15 protein-coding genes are annotated in these 16,290 nt (G+C 64.1%); 13 read left to right on the forward strand and 2 right to left on the reverse strand.

Going from position 1 to position 16,290, the window contains the following annotated elements; translation table 11 throughout:
* Positions 1–43: 43 nt before the first annotated feature.
* The 7 genes from ctaD (at position 44) to ACVIYL_RS28125 (ending at position 5,929) form a co-directional block, all read left to right on the forward strand.
* Positions 44–1,819 carry a cytochrome c oxidase subunit I gene (ctaD, locus tag ACVIYL_RS28095; protein ID WP_229159874.1) on the forward strand — a complete coding sequence of 592 codons (1,776 nt, stop codon included), beginning with the start codon at positions 44–46 and terminating at the stop codon, positions 1,817–1,819.
* A complete protein-coding gene (locus ACVIYL_RS28100) occupies positions 1,816–2,520 on the forward strand; it encodes a cytochrome c oxidase subunit 3 (protein ID WP_456780338.1) in 705 nt (234 codons plus the stop codon). The genes ctaD and ACVIYL_RS28100 overlap by 4 nt, the downstream gene beginning before the upstream one ends.
* 15 nt (positions 2,521–2,535) lie before the next feature.
* On the forward strand, positions 2,536–3,258 hold the full coding sequence (locus ACVIYL_RS28105) for a heme-copper oxidase subunit III family protein (RefSeq protein WP_438072362.1): 723 nt from the start codon (positions 2,536–2,538) through the stop codon (positions 3,256–3,258).
* An 8-nt stretch (positions 3,259–3,266) separates the two neighbouring features.
* Entirely contained in the window at positions 3,267–3,674 is a 408-nt protein-coding gene (locus ACVIYL_RS28110; RefSeq protein WP_050384760.1) for a cytochrome C oxidase subunit IV family protein, read from the forward strand.
* A gap of 140 nt (positions 3,675–3,814) precedes the next feature.
* Entirely contained in the window at positions 3,815–4,723 is a 909-nt protein-coding gene (locus ACVIYL_RS28115) for a heme o synthase (protein ID WP_456780339.1), read from the forward strand.
* A 454-nt stretch (positions 4,724–5,177) separates the two neighbouring features.
* Complete coding sequence (locus ACVIYL_RS28120; RefSeq protein ID WP_168856726.1) at positions 5,178–5,342, forward strand: hypothetical protein; 165 nt, start codon at positions 5,178–5,180, stop codon at positions 5,340–5,342.
* Between the two features lie 149 nt (positions 5,343–5,491).
* Positions 5,492–5,929, forward strand: a complete 438-nt coding sequence (locus tag ACVIYL_RS28125; protein WP_225160229.1) for a DUF5658 family protein — start codon at positions 5,492–5,494, stop codon at positions 5,927–5,929.
* Between the two features lie 78 nt (positions 5,930–6,007).
* Here the strand turns inward: ACVIYL_RS28125 and ACVIYL_RS28130 are convergent, their stop codons facing one another.
* A complete protein-coding gene (locus ACVIYL_RS28130) occupies positions 6,008–6,514 on the reverse strand; it encodes a hypothetical protein (protein ID WP_456780340.1) in 507 nt (168 codons plus the stop codon).
* A 372-nt stretch (positions 6,515–6,886) separates the two neighbouring features.
* Positions 6,887–7,768: a LysR substrate-binding domain-containing protein gene (locus ACVIYL_RS28135; RefSeq protein ID WP_253608062.1), complete on the reverse strand. Its 882-nt coding sequence runs from the start codon at positions 7,766–7,768 to the stop codon at positions 6,887–6,889.
* Positions 7,769–7,949: 181 nt separating this feature from the next.
* Between ACVIYL_RS28135 and ACVIYL_RS28140 the strand changes: the two genes are divergently transcribed.
* The 6 genes from ACVIYL_RS28140 (at position 7,950) to ACVIYL_RS28165 (ending at position 16,191) form a co-directional block, all read left to right on the forward strand.
* Positions 7,950–8,411: a (2Fe-2S)-binding protein gene (locus tag ACVIYL_RS28140; protein ID WP_057019645.1), complete on the forward strand. Its 462-nt coding sequence runs from the start codon at positions 7,950–7,952 to the stop codon at positions 8,409–8,411.
* A 3-nt stretch (positions 8,412–8,414) separates the two neighbouring features.
* Positions 8,415–10,592: a molybdopterin cofactor-binding domain-containing protein gene (locus tag ACVIYL_RS28145; protein WP_456780341.1), complete on the forward strand. Its 2,178-nt coding sequence runs from the start codon at positions 8,415–8,417 to the stop codon at positions 10,590–10,592.
* Positions 10,593–10,679: 87 nt separating this feature from the next.
* Positions 10,680–11,081 (forward strand): hypothetical protein, encoded by a 402-nt coding sequence (locus tag ACVIYL_RS28150; RefSeq protein ID WP_168856723.1) that lies wholly within the window; start codon positions 10,680–10,682, stop codon positions 11,079–11,081.
* A 99-nt stretch (positions 11,082–11,180) separates the two neighbouring features.
* A complete protein-coding gene (locus ACVIYL_RS28155; protein WP_168856722.1) occupies positions 11,181–11,582 on the forward strand; it encodes a FixH family protein in 402 nt (133 codons plus the stop codon).
* A gap of 11 nt (positions 11,583–11,593) precedes the next feature.
* Positions 11,594–13,027, forward strand: a complete 1,434-nt coding sequence (locus tag ACVIYL_RS28160; RefSeq protein WP_456780342.1) for an efflux RND transporter periplasmic adaptor subunit — start codon at positions 11,594–11,596, stop codon at positions 13,025–13,027.
* On the forward strand, positions 13,024–16,191 hold the full coding sequence (locus tag ACVIYL_RS28165) for an efflux RND transporter permease subunit (protein WP_456780343.1): 3,168 nt from the start codon (positions 13,024–13,026) through the stop codon (positions 16,189–16,191). Before ACVIYL_RS28160 ends, ACVIYL_RS28165 begins: the two co-directional genes overlap by 4 nt.
* Positions 16,192–16,290 lie beyond the last annotated feature (99 nt).

Genomic DNA, 16,290 nt, shown 5'->3' on the forward strand with positions numbered 1-16,290 from the left:
AAGTGAACTCGTCGCTGAGCGGAAGACCAAGGAGGGTATTCCGATGGTCGATATCCCGTTTGATGAGGTCGCAGGCATCCCGCCCGCCGAAGTAGGTGAGGTCGAGCTCTATCATCCGCACAGCTGGTGGACGAGGTACGTCTTTTCGCAAGACGCCAAGGTGATCGCCGTCCAGTACTCGATCACGGCGATGTCGATCGGAATGGTTGCGCTGGTGCTGTCGTGGATGATGCGGCTGCAACTGGGGTTTCCCGGCACGTTCTCCTTTATCGATGCCAACCAGTACCTTCAGTTCATCACCATGCACGGCATGATCATGGTGATCTACCTGCTCACGGCGTTGTTCCTTGGCGGCTTCGGCAACTACCTCATCCCGCTGATGGTTGGCGCGCGGGACATGGTCTTCCCCTACGTGAACATGCTGAGCTATTGGGTCTACCTGCTCGCGGTGCTGGTGCTGGCCGCGACGTTCTTCGTGCCGGGCGGGCCGACCGGCGCCGGTTGGACGCTTTATCCACCCCAGGCGATTCTCTCCGGTACCCCCGGGCAGGACTGGGGCATCGTTCTCATGCTGGCCTCGCTGATCCTGTTCATCATCGGCTTCACGATGGGCGGGCTCAATTACGTGGTAACAGTATTGCAGGCCCGCACCCGCGGCATGACCTTGATGCGCATGCCCTTGACGGTGTGGGGCATCTTCACCGCCACCGTGATGGCGCTGCTGGCGTTCCCGGCACTGTTCGTGGCCTCGGTGATGCTGCTGCTGGACCGCCTCCTTGGAACCAGCTTCTTCATGCCGACACTGGTCGAGATGGGCCAGCTGACCAAGTATGGCGGCGGCAGCCCGATCCTGTTCCAGCATTTGTTCTGGTTCTTCGGCCATCCCGAGGTCTACATCGTCGCGCTACCGGCGTTCGGCATCATCTCGGATCTGATCAGTACGCACGCGCGCAAGAACATCTTCGGCTATCGCATGATGGTCTGGGCGATCGTGGCGATCGGGGCGCTGAGCTTCGTTGTGTGGGCGCACCACATGTATGTCAGCGGCATGCACCCGTATTTCGGGTTCTTCTTCGCCACCACGACGCTCATCATCGCGATCCCGACCGCGATCAAGGTCTACAACTGGGTGCTGACGCTTTGGCGCGGTGACATCCATCTCACGGTGCCGATGCTGTTTGCGCTCGGCTTCATCGTCACCTTCGTCAATGGCGGCCTGACGGGGCTGTTCCTCGGCAACGTTGTCGTCGACGTTCCACTGTCGGATACGATGTTCGTCGTCGCGCACTTCCACATGGTGATGGGGATTGCGCCGATCATGGCCGTGTTCGGCGGGATCTATCATTGGTATCCGAAAGTCACCGGGCGGATGCTCAATGACGCGCTCGGACGCTTCCACTTCTGGGTGACGTTCATCGGAGCCTATGCGGTGTTCTTCCCGATGCATTATCTTGGCCTGCTCGGGATGCCGCGTCGCTATCACGACATCGGCGAGACCTCGTTCGTCCCGGCCTCCGCCCATGACCTCAATGCGTTCATGAGCGTGGCGGCGCTGATTGTCGGGTTCGCCCAGCTCGTCTTCCTGTTCAATCTGGTCTGGAGCCTGTTCAAGGGAAGAGAGGCGGGCGGCAATCCCTGGGGTGCCACCTCGCTGGAATGGCAGACGCCGGAGACCCCGCCGGGGCACGGCAACTGGGGCAAGGAGCTCCCCGTCGTCTATCGCTGGGCTTACGATTACAGCGTGCCCGGTTCCGCGAGGGACTTCATCCCGCAGAATGAACCGCCGGCCAAGGTGCTGGCCCAGGGAGCCCATCCGTGAGTGCCATCGTCCTGTTCATTGCTACGATTGCAGCGATCGCGGGATGGTGGCTCTCGCAGCAACGGCTGGCCGCCAAGCCGTGGCTGGAGCAGGGCATTGCCGTGGATCTTCGCGGCGATCTCGGCTCTTCGGTGCCGGCGGCGAAAATCGGCCTCGGTGTTTTTCTCGCGGTGGTCGGCTCGCTGTTCGCGCTCCTGATCAGCGCCTACTCGATGCGCACCACCATGGTGGACTGGCGCGAGTTGCCGCTGCCGAAGTTAGTCTGGTTCAACACCGGCGTCCTCGTCATCAGCAGCGTGGCGCTGCAATGGGCGCTGATGGCCGCGCGCCGCGACGACCATGAGGGCCTGATCGCGGGCCTCTTGGTCGGCGGTGCATCGGCCGTGATGTTCCTGATCGGGCAGCTCGTGGTGTGGCAGCAGCTCAATGTCGCCGGCTATGTCATGGCGTCGAATCCGGCCAATTCCTTTTTCTATCTGATCACCGCGCTCCACGGGCTGCACGTGACCGGCGGCCTGGTGGCGCTCGGCAGGGCGACCGTAAAACTGTGGCGCGGCGCGCCGATGACGCAGATGCGCCTGAGCGTCGAGCTTTGTACCATCTACTGGCATTTCCTGTTGTTGGTCTGGCTGGTCCTGCTCGGCCTGCTGACGGGCTGGACCGACAATTTCGTCGACATCTGTCGCCAGTTGCTCACCTAGCGAGGGCAGGAAGCGATGACCGAAACCACATTCGCAACCCCCAAGGCGCTGCCCGGAACGATACCCGGATTGCGCGGCATCGCCGCCGACTGGGCCTCGGACCAGCGCGCGTTCAAGAACGTGTCCTGGGGGAAGGCCATGATGTGGATCTTCCTTCTGAGCGACACCTTCATCTTCAGCTGCTTCCTGCTGTCGTACATGACGGCGCGAATGTCGACGACCGTGCCGTGGCCCAACCCCAGCGAAGTATTCGCGCTCAATATCGGCGGTCAGCACATCCCGCTCATCCTGATCGCGATCATGACCTTCATCCTGATCAGCAGCAGCGGGACGATGGCGATGGCCGTCAACTTCGGTTACCGCCGGGATCGCGTCAAAACGGCCGCCTTGATGCTGGCCACCGCGGCATTCGGCGCGACGTTCGTCGGAATGCAGGCTTTCGAATGGACCAAGCTGATCATGGAGGGCGTGCGGCCCTGGGGCAACCCGTGGGGCGCACCGCAATTTGGCGCTTCCTTCTTCATGATCACCGGCTTCCACGGCACCCACGTGACCATCGGTGTGATCTTCCTGATCGCCATCGCGCGAAAGGTTTGGCGGGGAGACTTCGACGTCGAGCGGCGCGGCTTTTTCACGAGCCGCAAGGGCTACTACGAGATCGTCGAAATCATGGGCCTGTACTGGCATTTCGTCGATCTGGTCTGGGTGTTCATCTTTGCCTTCTTTTATCTCTGGTGAGGTCGCGCATGACAGAAGCAGCGGTACATGTGGAAGGGCAGGCAGCACAGCATGCGCTACACAGCTATGTGCATGGTGCGGTGGCATCGGGCGCCGCGCATGCAGAGGGCCAGCAGCACCCGATCAAGCTCTATCTCGTGGTCTGGGGATGGTTGTTCGTGCTCAGCACTTGCTCCTATCTCGTCGACTATTTTGGTATCCACGGCCACCTGCGATGGTCGCTGATCCTGCTGTTCATGGTGCTGAAGGCCGGCCTGATCGTCGCTGTATTCATGCACATGGCCTGGGAGCGGTTGGCGTTGGCCTACGCCATCCTGTTGCCGCCGGTGCTGGTGCTGGTTTTTGTCGGGATCATGATGTTCGAATCCGACTATACGCACCTGCTTCGGGTCATGTTCTTCGCGTCAGCAAGCTAAGAATGGGACGGCCATGACCGCGTGGGTCATGCTGGACAAGGCAAGGCGTCCTGAAGGCGGAGGACTCGCCAGATCGTCCGGAACCCTGCGATGCAGGCCTTTGGCCGATGGTTTTTTCGAACCGACGAGGAATTAGTCTCGTGCAAATCAATCGTTCAATTCTTCGCCGGAGCTATGCCAACATCGGAGACTACGTCGCACTGACGAAACCGCGCGTGATGTCGCTGGTCGTCTTTACCGCACTGGTCGGTCTCATGGTCGCACCAGGCGGCATCGATCCCTTCACCGGGTTCGCCGCTCTTCTTTGCATAGCCGCGGGAGCTGGCGCCGCAGCTGCGCTCAATATGTGGTACGACGCCGACATCGATGCGGTGATGGCGCGCACCGCCATCCGTCCAATTCCCAGCGGCCGCATATCGCGCCCGGAAGCATTGGTCTTCGGATTGATGCTCGGCACGTGCGCGGTCCTGGCCCTCGGCACCTTGCTGAACATGGCCGCTGCTGCGCTGCTTGCTTTCACAATCTTCTTCTACGTCGTCGTCTACACGATGTGGCTCAAACGCCGAACGCCGCAGAATATCGTCATTGGCGGTGCCGCCGGCGCGCTCCCTCCGGTGATTGGCTGGGCTGCGGTCACGGGACATGTCGGGCTCGAGCCGCTCATCCTGTTTCTGATCATCTTCCTTTGGACGCCACCCCACTTCTGGGCACTGTCGCTCAATCTTGCTGGAGAATATGCCCGTGCCGGTGTGCCGATGTTGCCGGTCGTGGCTGGCAAGACAGAAACAAAGCGCCAGATTCTTCTCTATTGCATGCTCTTGGTTCCGATCTCACTGCTGCCTTGTGTACTGGGGTTCGCGGGCGCCGGCTACGGCGCGGCCGCGGCGACGCTGGGAGCGATCATGATTTTTCTCGCATGGCAGTTGCGCCGGAGCGACGACAAGGAAAGGCGGCCTGCTCGTCGCTTGTTCGTGTTTTCGATGCTCTATCTGGTCCTGCTTTTTGGGGGGCTGCTGATGAATGCTGCACCCTACGCTCAGTCTCACTGACTGGACGCATTCGAATCGACAGCCGCGCAGGGCGGTATTCTGAAAAAGCGAATATTGTTGCCGGGCGGGCTTGCGCCGCCGGGCAGCTCAGTGATTGAATTTTCGCGGGGCTCCCGCCAGGGACGGCCCTAGCGCTCGTCTCGCATATATGGACTTCGCTGGGAGACGAGTCTCAAGTCTTGATCTGCCGACATCGTCTGGAGCCCGTGCATATGTGGCCCGCTCGTCGGGTTGCCCAACAGGATCCAGGCGATGGCGCCCGTGGCCAGCATTCCGCCGCAAATAACCAAAAGGTCCCGCCTCATCGCGCGTCCTCCGCATGTGGCCATTTCCAAGCATAAATCAGGCCAATCCATTCGGGCACGGACAGGTGCGGCGCACAGGATAGCGTTGGACAAGTAGGACAGGCTCGCCCTAAGCTTCGCCCATTGCAGCAACCAGGCGCGGTTCAAGAATGGACTGGTCCTACTATCTCGGGGGCACTGCTATTGTCCTGCTCCTTCTTGCCTATCGGCTGCATGGCGGGCTGTTTAGGAAGAATTCACGGCGGGACGAGAAACTAAATCGACTGATTGATGAACGCATCGGACGCTTGGACCTGAAGCGCCGCAACGATTGAACCGCCCTGAAGCGGCACCTCGAGGCCAACGCAACGCCACTCTCCGGAATCATCCTTACGGCGACGGCAGAGCTACCTTGGTCTCCCGAGATGACCATCTCGGCAGATGATACTTTTTATGATTTGAAAAGAGTTGTTTGAGCAATCGAATGAAAGTCTGGGTCTATACCGACACAAGCAAGCCCGTTGGCGAGCCGGAACATCTGAAGATTTTCGCGACCAATGACGCCGCGCAGTCGTGGTTCAAGCGAAACGTCCCGGGGGGCGCCGCATTTGCTTACGAGATTATTCTGGGGCCACGTTACCTCGCCAAGACGCTCCTCGTGCTGTCCGTGCTGCTTCTCGGCATCGCCGATCTCTACACCACCAACACGATCCTGAATCTCGGCCTCGGCGAGTTGAACCCGTTCATGCATGTCGCTCAGACATGGCTCGGCCCCTGGTGGCTTATCCCGAAGCTCGGCTTGACTTATTTCATGATGTGGCTGCTTTGGCGCAGCAACAACCCCTACAATATCGCGATCGTGGCGGCGTTTTGCTGCACGCCCGTACTCAATAATCTTCTGATCATCGCAAGCACGAAGTAGCGAGAAACACCAGTGGTGCCTCCGCCAGGGCAGGCGCGAGACATCACTGGCTTCGCATCGGCTCGCCCGCTGCGGCGATTACTGGCAGTAGTCCCAGAATCCTTGCGTGCGAGACGGATCGGTATAGTACCAGCACATGCCGGGCGCCGGCGCAGCACCGGCCCACGCCGCGGCCGTTGCCGCCGTCACGACCCCGATGGCTGCGCCGGCCGCGATTGCGCCGCCCCTTGGCCAGTAATACCGGCCCGGACGCGCCCATCCGCCGCCTCCCACCACCGTCCGGCCGCGAACCGCGACGTTGCCGCGGGGCCCGACGACGGCGGTGCGGCCGCGATAGGCGCCACCGCGCGGCCCAACGGCTGCGCCACCACGGTGAACGACGGCACCTCCGCGGGGACCGACCGCTGCGCCGCCACGGCGGCCGGCCGCGCGGACTGCAACGACGTCGGATGATTGCGCGACGTGATTACCGATCGGCATCGCGCCGAGCAGCGTTGCAGACGCGGATTCAACCGGCATCGCCGCAATGATCGAGGCGGTGAGGATGGACGCTGCAAGCATCGTAGTACGCTTCAAGTCAAGCATCGGTGTATCTCCTGCTTAAATTCGGTTACGTCCACCGATCGATCCGGTGGGCGCGGCACTGTCCTCCGTCGATCAATCCGCTGCCGCACTCGATGCCGTCCGAGCTCGAAAAGACGAGACTGCCCGAGAGATGACCGCTGGACATCTAGGTCGCGTCAAGGCCCGCGCCGCGAACGGCGTCGCTCAGATCTTCAATTCTCGAGATGGGAAGGCGCGTCCAAACCTCGGCAGGCAGCATGTCGCGCCTCACTTGAACGAAAGCCGCCCGGCGTCGGCGCGACGGCCTCATTGCACATTCTCATCCTACGCGCTCCGTCGCGACGTTACAACCTTGGCCAGTCGCGTTGAGCGGTTTGGCCGCGGCGATCTGTCTCAGCCGTAGGTCTCCACGATGAAGTCGATCAGCGCGCGCAGCTTCGGCGTCATCTTGCGATGCTTCGGCCACAAGATCTGGCGCGCGCGGCTCTGCGTCGCGTAGTCCGGCAGCAGGACCTGCAGCCGTCCCGCGGCGATATCCTCGGCCAGCAGCTCGTCGCGCATCAGCACGATGCCGGCGCCCGCCAGCGCCGCGTAACGGATGCCGAACGCGCTGTTGATGAAGAGGCGGCTCGCGACATCGACATGCACTTCGCCCTCCGGCCCGGAGAAGGTCCATCGTTGCCCGTCCGACCAGCCGGGGTAGCGTAGGCATTCATGGCGGGCGAGATCTGCCGGATGGGTCGGCGTGCCGCGTTCGGCGAGATAGCTCGGCGCTGCGCAAACCACGCCGGTATAGGGCGACAGCGAGCGCGACATCATGGTGGAGTCGGTCAGCGTGCCGACCCGGATCGCCGCATCCAGCCCTTCCTCGAGCAGATCGACCATCCTGTCGCTGAGGATGAGGTCGACCGAGACTTCCGGATATTTCTTCATGAAGCGGACCAGTGCAGGCGCCAGGCTGTACGACCCGAAGGCGACCGAGGTCGCGATGCGGAGCTTGCCGCGCGGCGCGCTCAGGGCCTCCTCGACCAGCGCATCGCCGGCCTCGGCCTGTTCAAGCAATTGCTTGCAGTGATCGAGATAGCTGCGGCCGAGCTCGGTGAGGCCCTGCCGCCGGGTCGACCGGTTGATCAATTGCGAGCCGAGCCGGTCCTCGAGAAAGCGGATATGCTTGCCGATCATGGTCGGCGACATCCGCAACTCCTTGGCCGCCGCGGTGAAGGAGCCGAGATCGGCGACGCGGGCAAACACGGACATGCTGGTCAGTCGATCCATGATTATAAACCAATGGTTGTTTCACTGCGCATCAAGGCGCTACTTATGGGGTGCCTGAACTATATTTATTACCATAAGTGAGCAATCAGCGCGATGATCCGTCCGATTGCTTCGAAATGCTGCCGATTTCGCCCGGAGGGACGCAATCCCGCCGGAGCCTGAACCAGACAGGAGTGTCACGATGCCCTTCCAGATCACGATCAATGGGACCAGTCATTCGGTCGATGCCGACGGCGACACGCCGCTGCTCTGGGTGTTGCGCGACGTGCTGGGCATGACCGGCACCAAGTTCGGCTGCGGCATGGCGCTGTGCGGCGCCTGCACGGTGCATCTCGACGATACCGCGGTGCGCTCCTGCATCACGACCATCGACAGCATCGGCGACTCCAGGATCACGACCATCGAGGCGGTCGGCATGACGCCGGCGGGCAAGAAGATCCAGGACGCCTGGCTCGCGCATGAGGTGCCGCAATGCGGCTACTGCCAGTCGGGGCAGATCATGTCGGCCTCCGCGCTGCTCGCGGGCAAGCCGAAGCCGACCGATGCCGATATCGATGAAGCGATGTCGGGCAATATCTGTCGCTGCGGTACGTACGTGCGCATTCGCGAAGCCATCAAGCAAGCCGCGCAGTCGGGAGGTTGAGCCATGACGCTGATCGACAATCTGTCCGAGCGCGCTGCCGACCTGTCGCGGCGCAACTTCCTCCGCGCCGGCGCGATCGCGGGCGGCGGTCTGCTGCTCAGCGTGAGCCTGCCGTTCGCGAGCCGCGAGAGCGAGGCGGCGGCCTCCGACGGCTTCGCGCCGAATGCCTTCGTCCGGATCGGCGCCGACGGCAAGGTCGTGCTGACCATGCCCTATGTCGAGATGGGGCAGGGCACCTACACCTCGATCCCGATGCTGATCGCCGAGGAGCTCGAGATCGGCCTGACGCAGGTCCGGCTCGAACACGCGCCGCCGAGCGACAAGCTCTACGCCAACCCGCTGCTCGGCGTGCAGGCCACCGGCAATTCGAACGCAATGCGCGGCGCCTGGCAGCCGATGCGCAAAGCCGGCGCCACCGCGAAAGCGATGCTGGTCGCGGCCGCGGCGAAGCGCTGGAACGTCGAGCCTGGGACATGCCGCGCCGAGAACGGCGAGGTGCATCACGCGGCCTCTGGACGCAAGCTGGGTTACGGTGAACTCGCGACTGACGCGGCGCAGATGCCGGTGCCGGAGAATGTCACGCTGAAGAGCCCGGCCGAGTTCAAGCTGATCGGCACGCCGGCCAAGCGGCTCGATACGCCCTCCAAGATCAACGGCACGGCGGTCTACGGCATCGACGCAAGGCCGCCCGGGGTGAAGGTCGCGACGCTGGCGCAGTCGCCGGTGTTCGGCGGGCGGGTGAAGCGCGTCGACGATGCGGCGGCAAAAGCCGTCAAGGGCGTGCGCCAGATCGTGACGCTCGACGACGCAGTCGCGGTGGTGGCCGACCACATGGGGGCGGCGAAGAAAGGTCTGGCGGCGCTCACGATCGAGTGGGACGAGGGCCCTCACGCCAAGCTCGCCACATCGGATATCGCGCGCGAGCTCGAAGCCGCCAGCACCAAGCCGGGCACGGTCGCGCAAAATATCGGCGACGCCGACAAGGCGATGGCGGGCGCAGCGACGAAAGTCGAGGCGACCTATCAACTGCCATTCCTCGCCCATGCGACGATGGAGCCGATGAACTGCACCGTGCATGTGCGTTCCGACGGTTGCGAGATCTGGGTCGGCAGCCAGGCGCTCTCTCGTGCCCAGGCGGTAGCCGCAAAGGTGCTGAACATGCCGCCGGAGAAGGTGGTGGTGCACAATCATCTGCTCGGCGGCGGCTTCGGCCGCAGGCTCGAGGTCGATGGTGTCATTCGCGCCGTGCAGATCGCCAAGCAGGTCGATACGCCGGTCAAGGTGGTGTGGACCCGCGAGGAGGACATCCAGCACGACATGTACCGGCCCTACTGGTGCGACCGGATTGCGGTCGGCCTCGATGCATCTGGCAAGCCGGTTGCCTGGAACAACCGCTTCGCCGGCTCGTCGGTGCTGGCGCGATGGGCGCCGCCGGCGTTCCGCAACGGGCTCGATCCCGACACGACCGAGGGCGCGATCGATCTCGTCTACGACATTCCGAACTTCCATGTCGAATATGTCCGGGTCGAACCGCCGGGTATTCCGACCGCGTTCTGGCGCAGCGTCGGGCCCTCGCACAACGTGTTCGTCACCGAAAGCGTGATCGACGAGCTGGCGGCGGCGGCGAAGCAGGATCCGGTGGACTACCGCCGCGGGCTGCTCGGCAAGTCGCCGCGCGCCAAGGCGGCGCTCGAGCTCGCGGCGGCCAAGGCCGGCTGGGGCGGCAAGCTGCCGGCCGGGCGCGGACGCGGCGTGTCGCTGCAATTCGTGTTCGGCAGCTACCTCGCGCAGGTCGCCGAGGTCGAGGTCGCCAAGGACGGCTCGGTCCGTGTCCACCGCGTCGTCTGTGCGATGGATTGCGGCACCGTGGTCAATCCCGACACGGTGCAGGCGCAGCTCCAGAGTGGCATCAATTTCGGCGTCACGGCGGCGCTCTACGGCGAGATCACGCTCAAGGACGGCCGCGTCGAGCAGAGCAATTTCGACAGCTACCAGATGCTGCGCATCGATCAGGCGCCGGCGATCGAGGTCCATATCGTGCCGAGCACTGAGCCGCCGGGCGGCATGGGCGAGACCGGAACCTCGGGCATCGTGCCGGCGATCAGCAACGCGATCTTCGCGGCGACCGGCAAGCGGCTGCGCAAGATGCCGGTCGATCCGGCGGTATTGAAGCAGACCTAGGGGCGAGTGAGAGCCTCCCCCGGGTGCTGGCGCGATCGTGAAGCCGGACGGATTTGCGCCGTGCACTGATCCGTGCGAGAAGCGGGCATGCATCTGAGGCGGCTCGCCAATCTCTGGATTCTGCTGCTCGTCGCAGCCGGGCTGTTGCTCGCGCCCGTGGCGCCGGCATTTGCCCGGATGATGCCGGATGCCTCGGCCGCTGCGATGCAGGCGATGCCGGACGATCACGCCATGTCTGGACAGGCGATGTCCGAGCAGGCGCTGGCCGACGACATGCCGTGCTGTCCGGACCAGGGCAAGAGCAAGGGCTGCGACGACTGTCCGTTCCTCGCGCTCTGCATGTTGAGCGTTTCGCTGCCGGTGCCCGCCGGCGCCATGTCGCTGATCGAGCGCGATCCGTTGCGCAGCCGGATCGCCGCCCATGACGACCGTCTGCTCGACGGCCTTGGCGCCAAACCTCCCGACCATCCGCCTCGAACCACCGTCTGACGGGCGCGCCAGCGCCTGATCGCTGACGCGTGCGCCAATGGCGCGCGTGCCTTTGCATGCCGCTCACGCGGCTCATCAGACGTATCGAGGATTATCACGATGAAGTCTTTCCACCTGGCGCGCGCCACCGCCGCCGCGCTGATCGGCGTTGCCGTGACGGGCATGTCTGCCCACGCCGAGATCAAGAACTACGAATTCCAGCTCGTGCAGCCGACCGTCAAGGCGGGTGCCGATCGCATCGTCACAGTGCGGCTGGTCGACAAGACGAGCGGGAAAGCCGTGCCCGACGCGGTCATCTTCTCGACCCGGCTCGACATGGCGCCCGACGGCATGCAGGAGATGGCCACCAAGGTGACGCCGATGCCGGGCACCGAACCCGGCACCTACCGGTTCAAGGCGACCTTCGGCATGGCCGGCCGCTGGCAATTGTCGCTCGGCGCCAAGGTGCAGGGCGAGACCGGCGCGGTCGAGAACAAGCTCGTCGTCACGGCCGAGCAATGAGCCGCCGAGCAATGGGCGCCTTAACATGGGCCGGCGCTGCCGCTGCGATCACGGCAGCGGCAGGCGCCGCATGGATCGGCCGCGACCTGCCGCCGCGGCCGGCAACCGCTGCGGTCGTCTCCGTCGCGCGGGCGGCGGAGACTGCTGCGCCGATCTACTACCGCGATCCCGACGGCAAGTCGCTCTATTCGGCGACACCGAAGAAGACGCCTGACGGGCGCGACTATCTGCCGGTGTTTGCCGATGACGAGGGCGGGGCCGGGCAATCGGCAGACGCGAGCGCGCCCGCCGCGAAAGGCGAGCGCAAGGTCAAATATTATCGCAATCCCATGGGACTTCCCGACACCTCGCCGGTGCCGAAGAAGGATTCCATGGGAATGGATTACATCGCCGTCTATAACGGCGATGACAGCGACGACGGTTCGATCACGCTGTCGCCCGGCAGGATCCAGCGCAGCGGCGTCAAGTCCGAGCCCGCGCAGATGCGCCGCATCCGTACGCTGGTCCGCGCACCCGGCACGATCCAGCTCGACGAACGGCGCGTCTCCGTCATCGCGATGCGCGCCGAGAGCTATGTGCAGAAAGTCGCCGACGTCACGACCGGCAGCCGCGTGACGAAGGGCCAGCCGTTGATGGAGATCTACAGCCCGGCAATATCGTCCGCTGCGGCCGAATATGTCGCGACCATCACGTCGAAGGCGACTGCGAACATCGAGCCCTACGGGCGCGGCTCCAAGCAGCGGCTGACCAATCTCGACGTTCCCGAACCCGTCATCGCCGAGATGGAGAAGAGCCGGACGGTTCCGATCGCGATCCAGTGGCTGTCGCCGCGTGACGGCATCGTGCTGCAGCGCGCCGCCATCGAGGGCATGCGCGCGCAGCCCGGCGACGTGCTGTTTCGGATTGCCGACGTCTCTGTCGTGTGGGCATTGGTCGACGTTGCCGAGCGCGATCTCGGCAATATCGTGGTCGGGCAGAACGTGTCCGTGCGGGCGCGCAGCTATCCGGGCCGCAGTTTCGTCGGCCGGATCAGCGTGATCTATCCGCAGGTCAACAAGGAGACGCGCACCGCGCGGGTGCGGATCGAATTGCAGAATGCCGACCTCGCACTGCTGCCGGACATGTATGTCGACGCGGAGATCGACACCGGCAGCCCGGCGCCGGTGCTCGCGGTGGCGGAGAACTCCATCCTCGATACCGGGAGCCGCCAGACCGTGCTGATCGACCGCGGCAACGGGCGGTTCGAGCCGCGCGAGGTCAAGCTCGGGCGGCGCGGCGACGGCTATGTCGAAATCCGCGACGGCATCGCCGAGGGCGATGCGGTCGTGACATCAGCGACGTTTCTGATCGATGCCGAAAGCAACCTGAAGGCGGCGATCAAGGGCTTCGCCGAGGCCGGTGCTGCGCAGGCGGGCGAGGGCGACAGGACGGGGGACCGGCGATGATTGCCCGTGTCATCGCCTGGTCGGCGCGCAACCTGCTGCTGGTGCTGTTCGGCACCGGCTTTGCGGCAGCCGCGGGCCTTTACGCGCTGCTGCATCTGCCGCTCGATGCGATCCCCGATCTCTCCGACACCCAGGTCATCGTCTACACCGAATATCCCGGCCAGGCGCCGCAGGTGATCGAGGACCAGGTCACCTATCCCCTGACCACGGCGATGCTGACGGTGCCGAAGTCGAAGGTCGTGCGCGGCTTCTCGTTCTTCGGCGTGTCCTTTGTTTATGTCATCTTCGAGGACGGCACGGACATCTACTGGGCGCGCTCGCGCGTGCTCGAATTCCTCAACGGCGCGGCGTCGCGGCTGCCGGCCGGCGTCTCACCGACCATCGGGCCCGACGCGACCGGGGTCGGCTGGGTCTACCAGTATGCCGTGATGTCGAAAGAGCTGAACCTTGCGGACACCCGCACGATCCAGGATTGGAACCTGAAATTCGCGCTTGCCAGGGCGGAAGGCGTGGCCGAGGTCGCAAGCGTCGGCGGCTTCGTCAAGCAGTACAACGTGATCCTCGATCCGCAGCGGATGCGCGACCGCGGCATCACCATGCAGCGAATGCGCGACGCGATTCGTGCCAGCAACGCCGATGTCGGCGGCCGCACCGTCGAACTCTCCGAGTTCGAATATGTCATCCGCGGCAAGGGCTATCTGAAGGACATCAACGATCTCGGCAACATCGTGCTGAAGACCGACAGCGGCACGCCGGTGCTGCTGCGCGACGTCGCCCGCGTCGAGCTCGGCCCCGACGAGCGGCGCGGCATCGCCGAACTGAACGGCGAGGGCGAGGTCGCGAGCGGCATCGTGCTGCAGCGCTTCGGTGTCAACGCGCTCGATGTGATCGAGAACGTCAAGAAGCGTTTCACGGAGATCGCGACCAGCCTGCCGAAGTCGGTCGAGATTGTGCCGGTCTATGACCGCTCCAATTTGATCTATGCGGCGATCGACACGTTGAAGCGCACATTGCTGGAGGAGAGCGCGGTGGTCGCGCTGGTCTGCATCCTGTTCCTGCTGCATGTCCGCAGCGCGCTGGTCGCGATCCTGATGCTGCCGGTCGGCGTCTTGATGGCGTTCGGCGCAATGAAGCTGCTCGGCATCGGCTCCAACATCATGAGCCTCGGCGGCATCGCGATCGCGATCGGCGCCATGATCGATGCGGCGATCGTAATGATCGAGAACGCGCACAAGCACCTGGAGCGCGCCGAGCCCGGCAGGTCGCGGGTCGCGATCCTGATCGAGGCCGCGGCGGAGGTGGGACCGGCGCTGTTCTTCAGCTTGCTGATCATCACCGTGTCCTTCATGCCGATCTTCACGCTGGAATCGCAGGAGGGGCGGCTGTTCTCGCCGCTTGCGTTCACCAAGACGTTCGCGATGGCGGCGGCGGCGCTGTTGTCGGTGACGCTGGTGCCGGCGCTGATGGTGATCTTCGTCCGCGGCAGGATCGTCCCCGAGCACAGAAATCCGATCAACCGTTTCCTGATCTGGATCTACCGTCCGGTCATCAACGGCGTGTTGCGGGCGAAGACGCTGGTGATCCTGCTGGCGCTCGGCGCCGTCGCCGTCTCAATCTGGCCGGCGCGGCAGCTCGGCACCGAGTTCATGCCCGACCTCAACGAGGGCACGCTGCTCTATATGCCGACCACGCTGCCGGGGATTTCGGTGACCAAGGCGGCCGAGCTGCTGCAGATGCAGGACCGCATCATCCGCAGCTTTCCGGAGGCCGCTTCGGTCTACGGCAAGGCCGGCCGCGCCGCGACCGCAACCGATCCGGCGCCGTCGGAGATGTTCGAGACCATCATCAATCTGAAGCCGAAAGTGCAATGGCGCGCCGGCCTCACGCTCGACCGCCTGATCGCCGAGATGGATAAGGCGCTGCAATTCCCCGGTGTCTCCAACGCCTGGACCATGCCGATCAAGGCGCGCATCGACATGCTCTCGACCGGGATCCGGACGCCGGTCGGCGTCAAGGTAATCGGTCCCGATCTTGCCGTGATCGACAAGCTCGCCCGCCAGGTCGAGCAGGTGGTGAGGGGCGTGCCCGGCACCTCGTCGGCCTATGCCGAGCGCAGCCTCGGCGGCTACTATCTCGAGATCACGCCGAAGCGTGAGGCCTTGTCGCGCTACGGCATCGCGGTGCAGGACGTGCAGGACACCATCGCGACTGCGCTCGGCGGGCAGAGCGTGACCACGACGGTCGAGGGACGCCAGCGCTTCACCGTCAACATGCGCTATCCGCGCGATTTGCGCGACAATCCGGGTGCGATGGCCAGCGACATCCTGGTGCCGATGCCGGCGGGCGGCGCGGTGCCGCTCGGCGAGGTCGCCGACATCGCGCCGGCGCGCGGGCCGACCACGATCCGGACCGAGAACGGGCAACTCGCGACCTACATCTATGTCGACATCCGCGATCGCGATCTCGGCGGCTATGTCGCGGACGCGCAGCGCGCGGTGCAGGCCGGCGTGCAGTTTCCGCCCGGAACCTACGTGGTCTGGAGCGGGCAGTACGAATATCTCGAACGCGCCGCGGCGCGGCTCAGGATCGTGGTGCCGGTGACGCTGTCGATCATCTTCCTGCTGCTCTACCTCAATTTCCGCTCGGTGGCGGAGACGATGATCGTGATGCTGTCATTGCCGTTCGCGCTGGTCGGCGGCTTCTGGCTGATGTGGGCGCTCGGCTTCAACCTGTCGGTTGCGGTCGCGGTCGGCTTCATCGCGCTCGCCGGCGTCGCCGCCGAGACCGGCGTCGTGATGCTGATGTATCTCAACCAGGCGCTGGGCGAGATCACCGCGCATCGCGCTGAGGAGGGACGCACGATCGATCGTGACGACCTCAATCGCGCGATCATCGCGGGCGCGGTCGAGCGCGTCCGGCCGAAGATGATGACGGTGGTCGCCATCATGGCCGGGCTGTTGCCGATCATGTGGAGCACCGGCACCGGCTCGGAGATCATGCAGCGCATCGCGGTGCCGATGATCGGCGGTATGATCTCGTCGACGCTGCTGACGCTGATCGTGATTCCCGCGATCTTCGCCGGCGTGAAGGGCATCAAGATCGAAGCGAGAGTGTCGGCACCCGAAGTTGCTTCCTGCGCCGCGCGCCAGCAGGCAAGGATGTGATGGAAACATGACGCCTGTTGGTAGTTTCAAATCGGATTGAATGATACCCCAAGGGGGTATATAGCTGATGGCGGTTTGCAGCGAGCTGATTTGCGGTTA

The sequence above is a fragment of the Bradyrhizobium sp. USDA 3315 genome, from assembly GCF_054056795.1.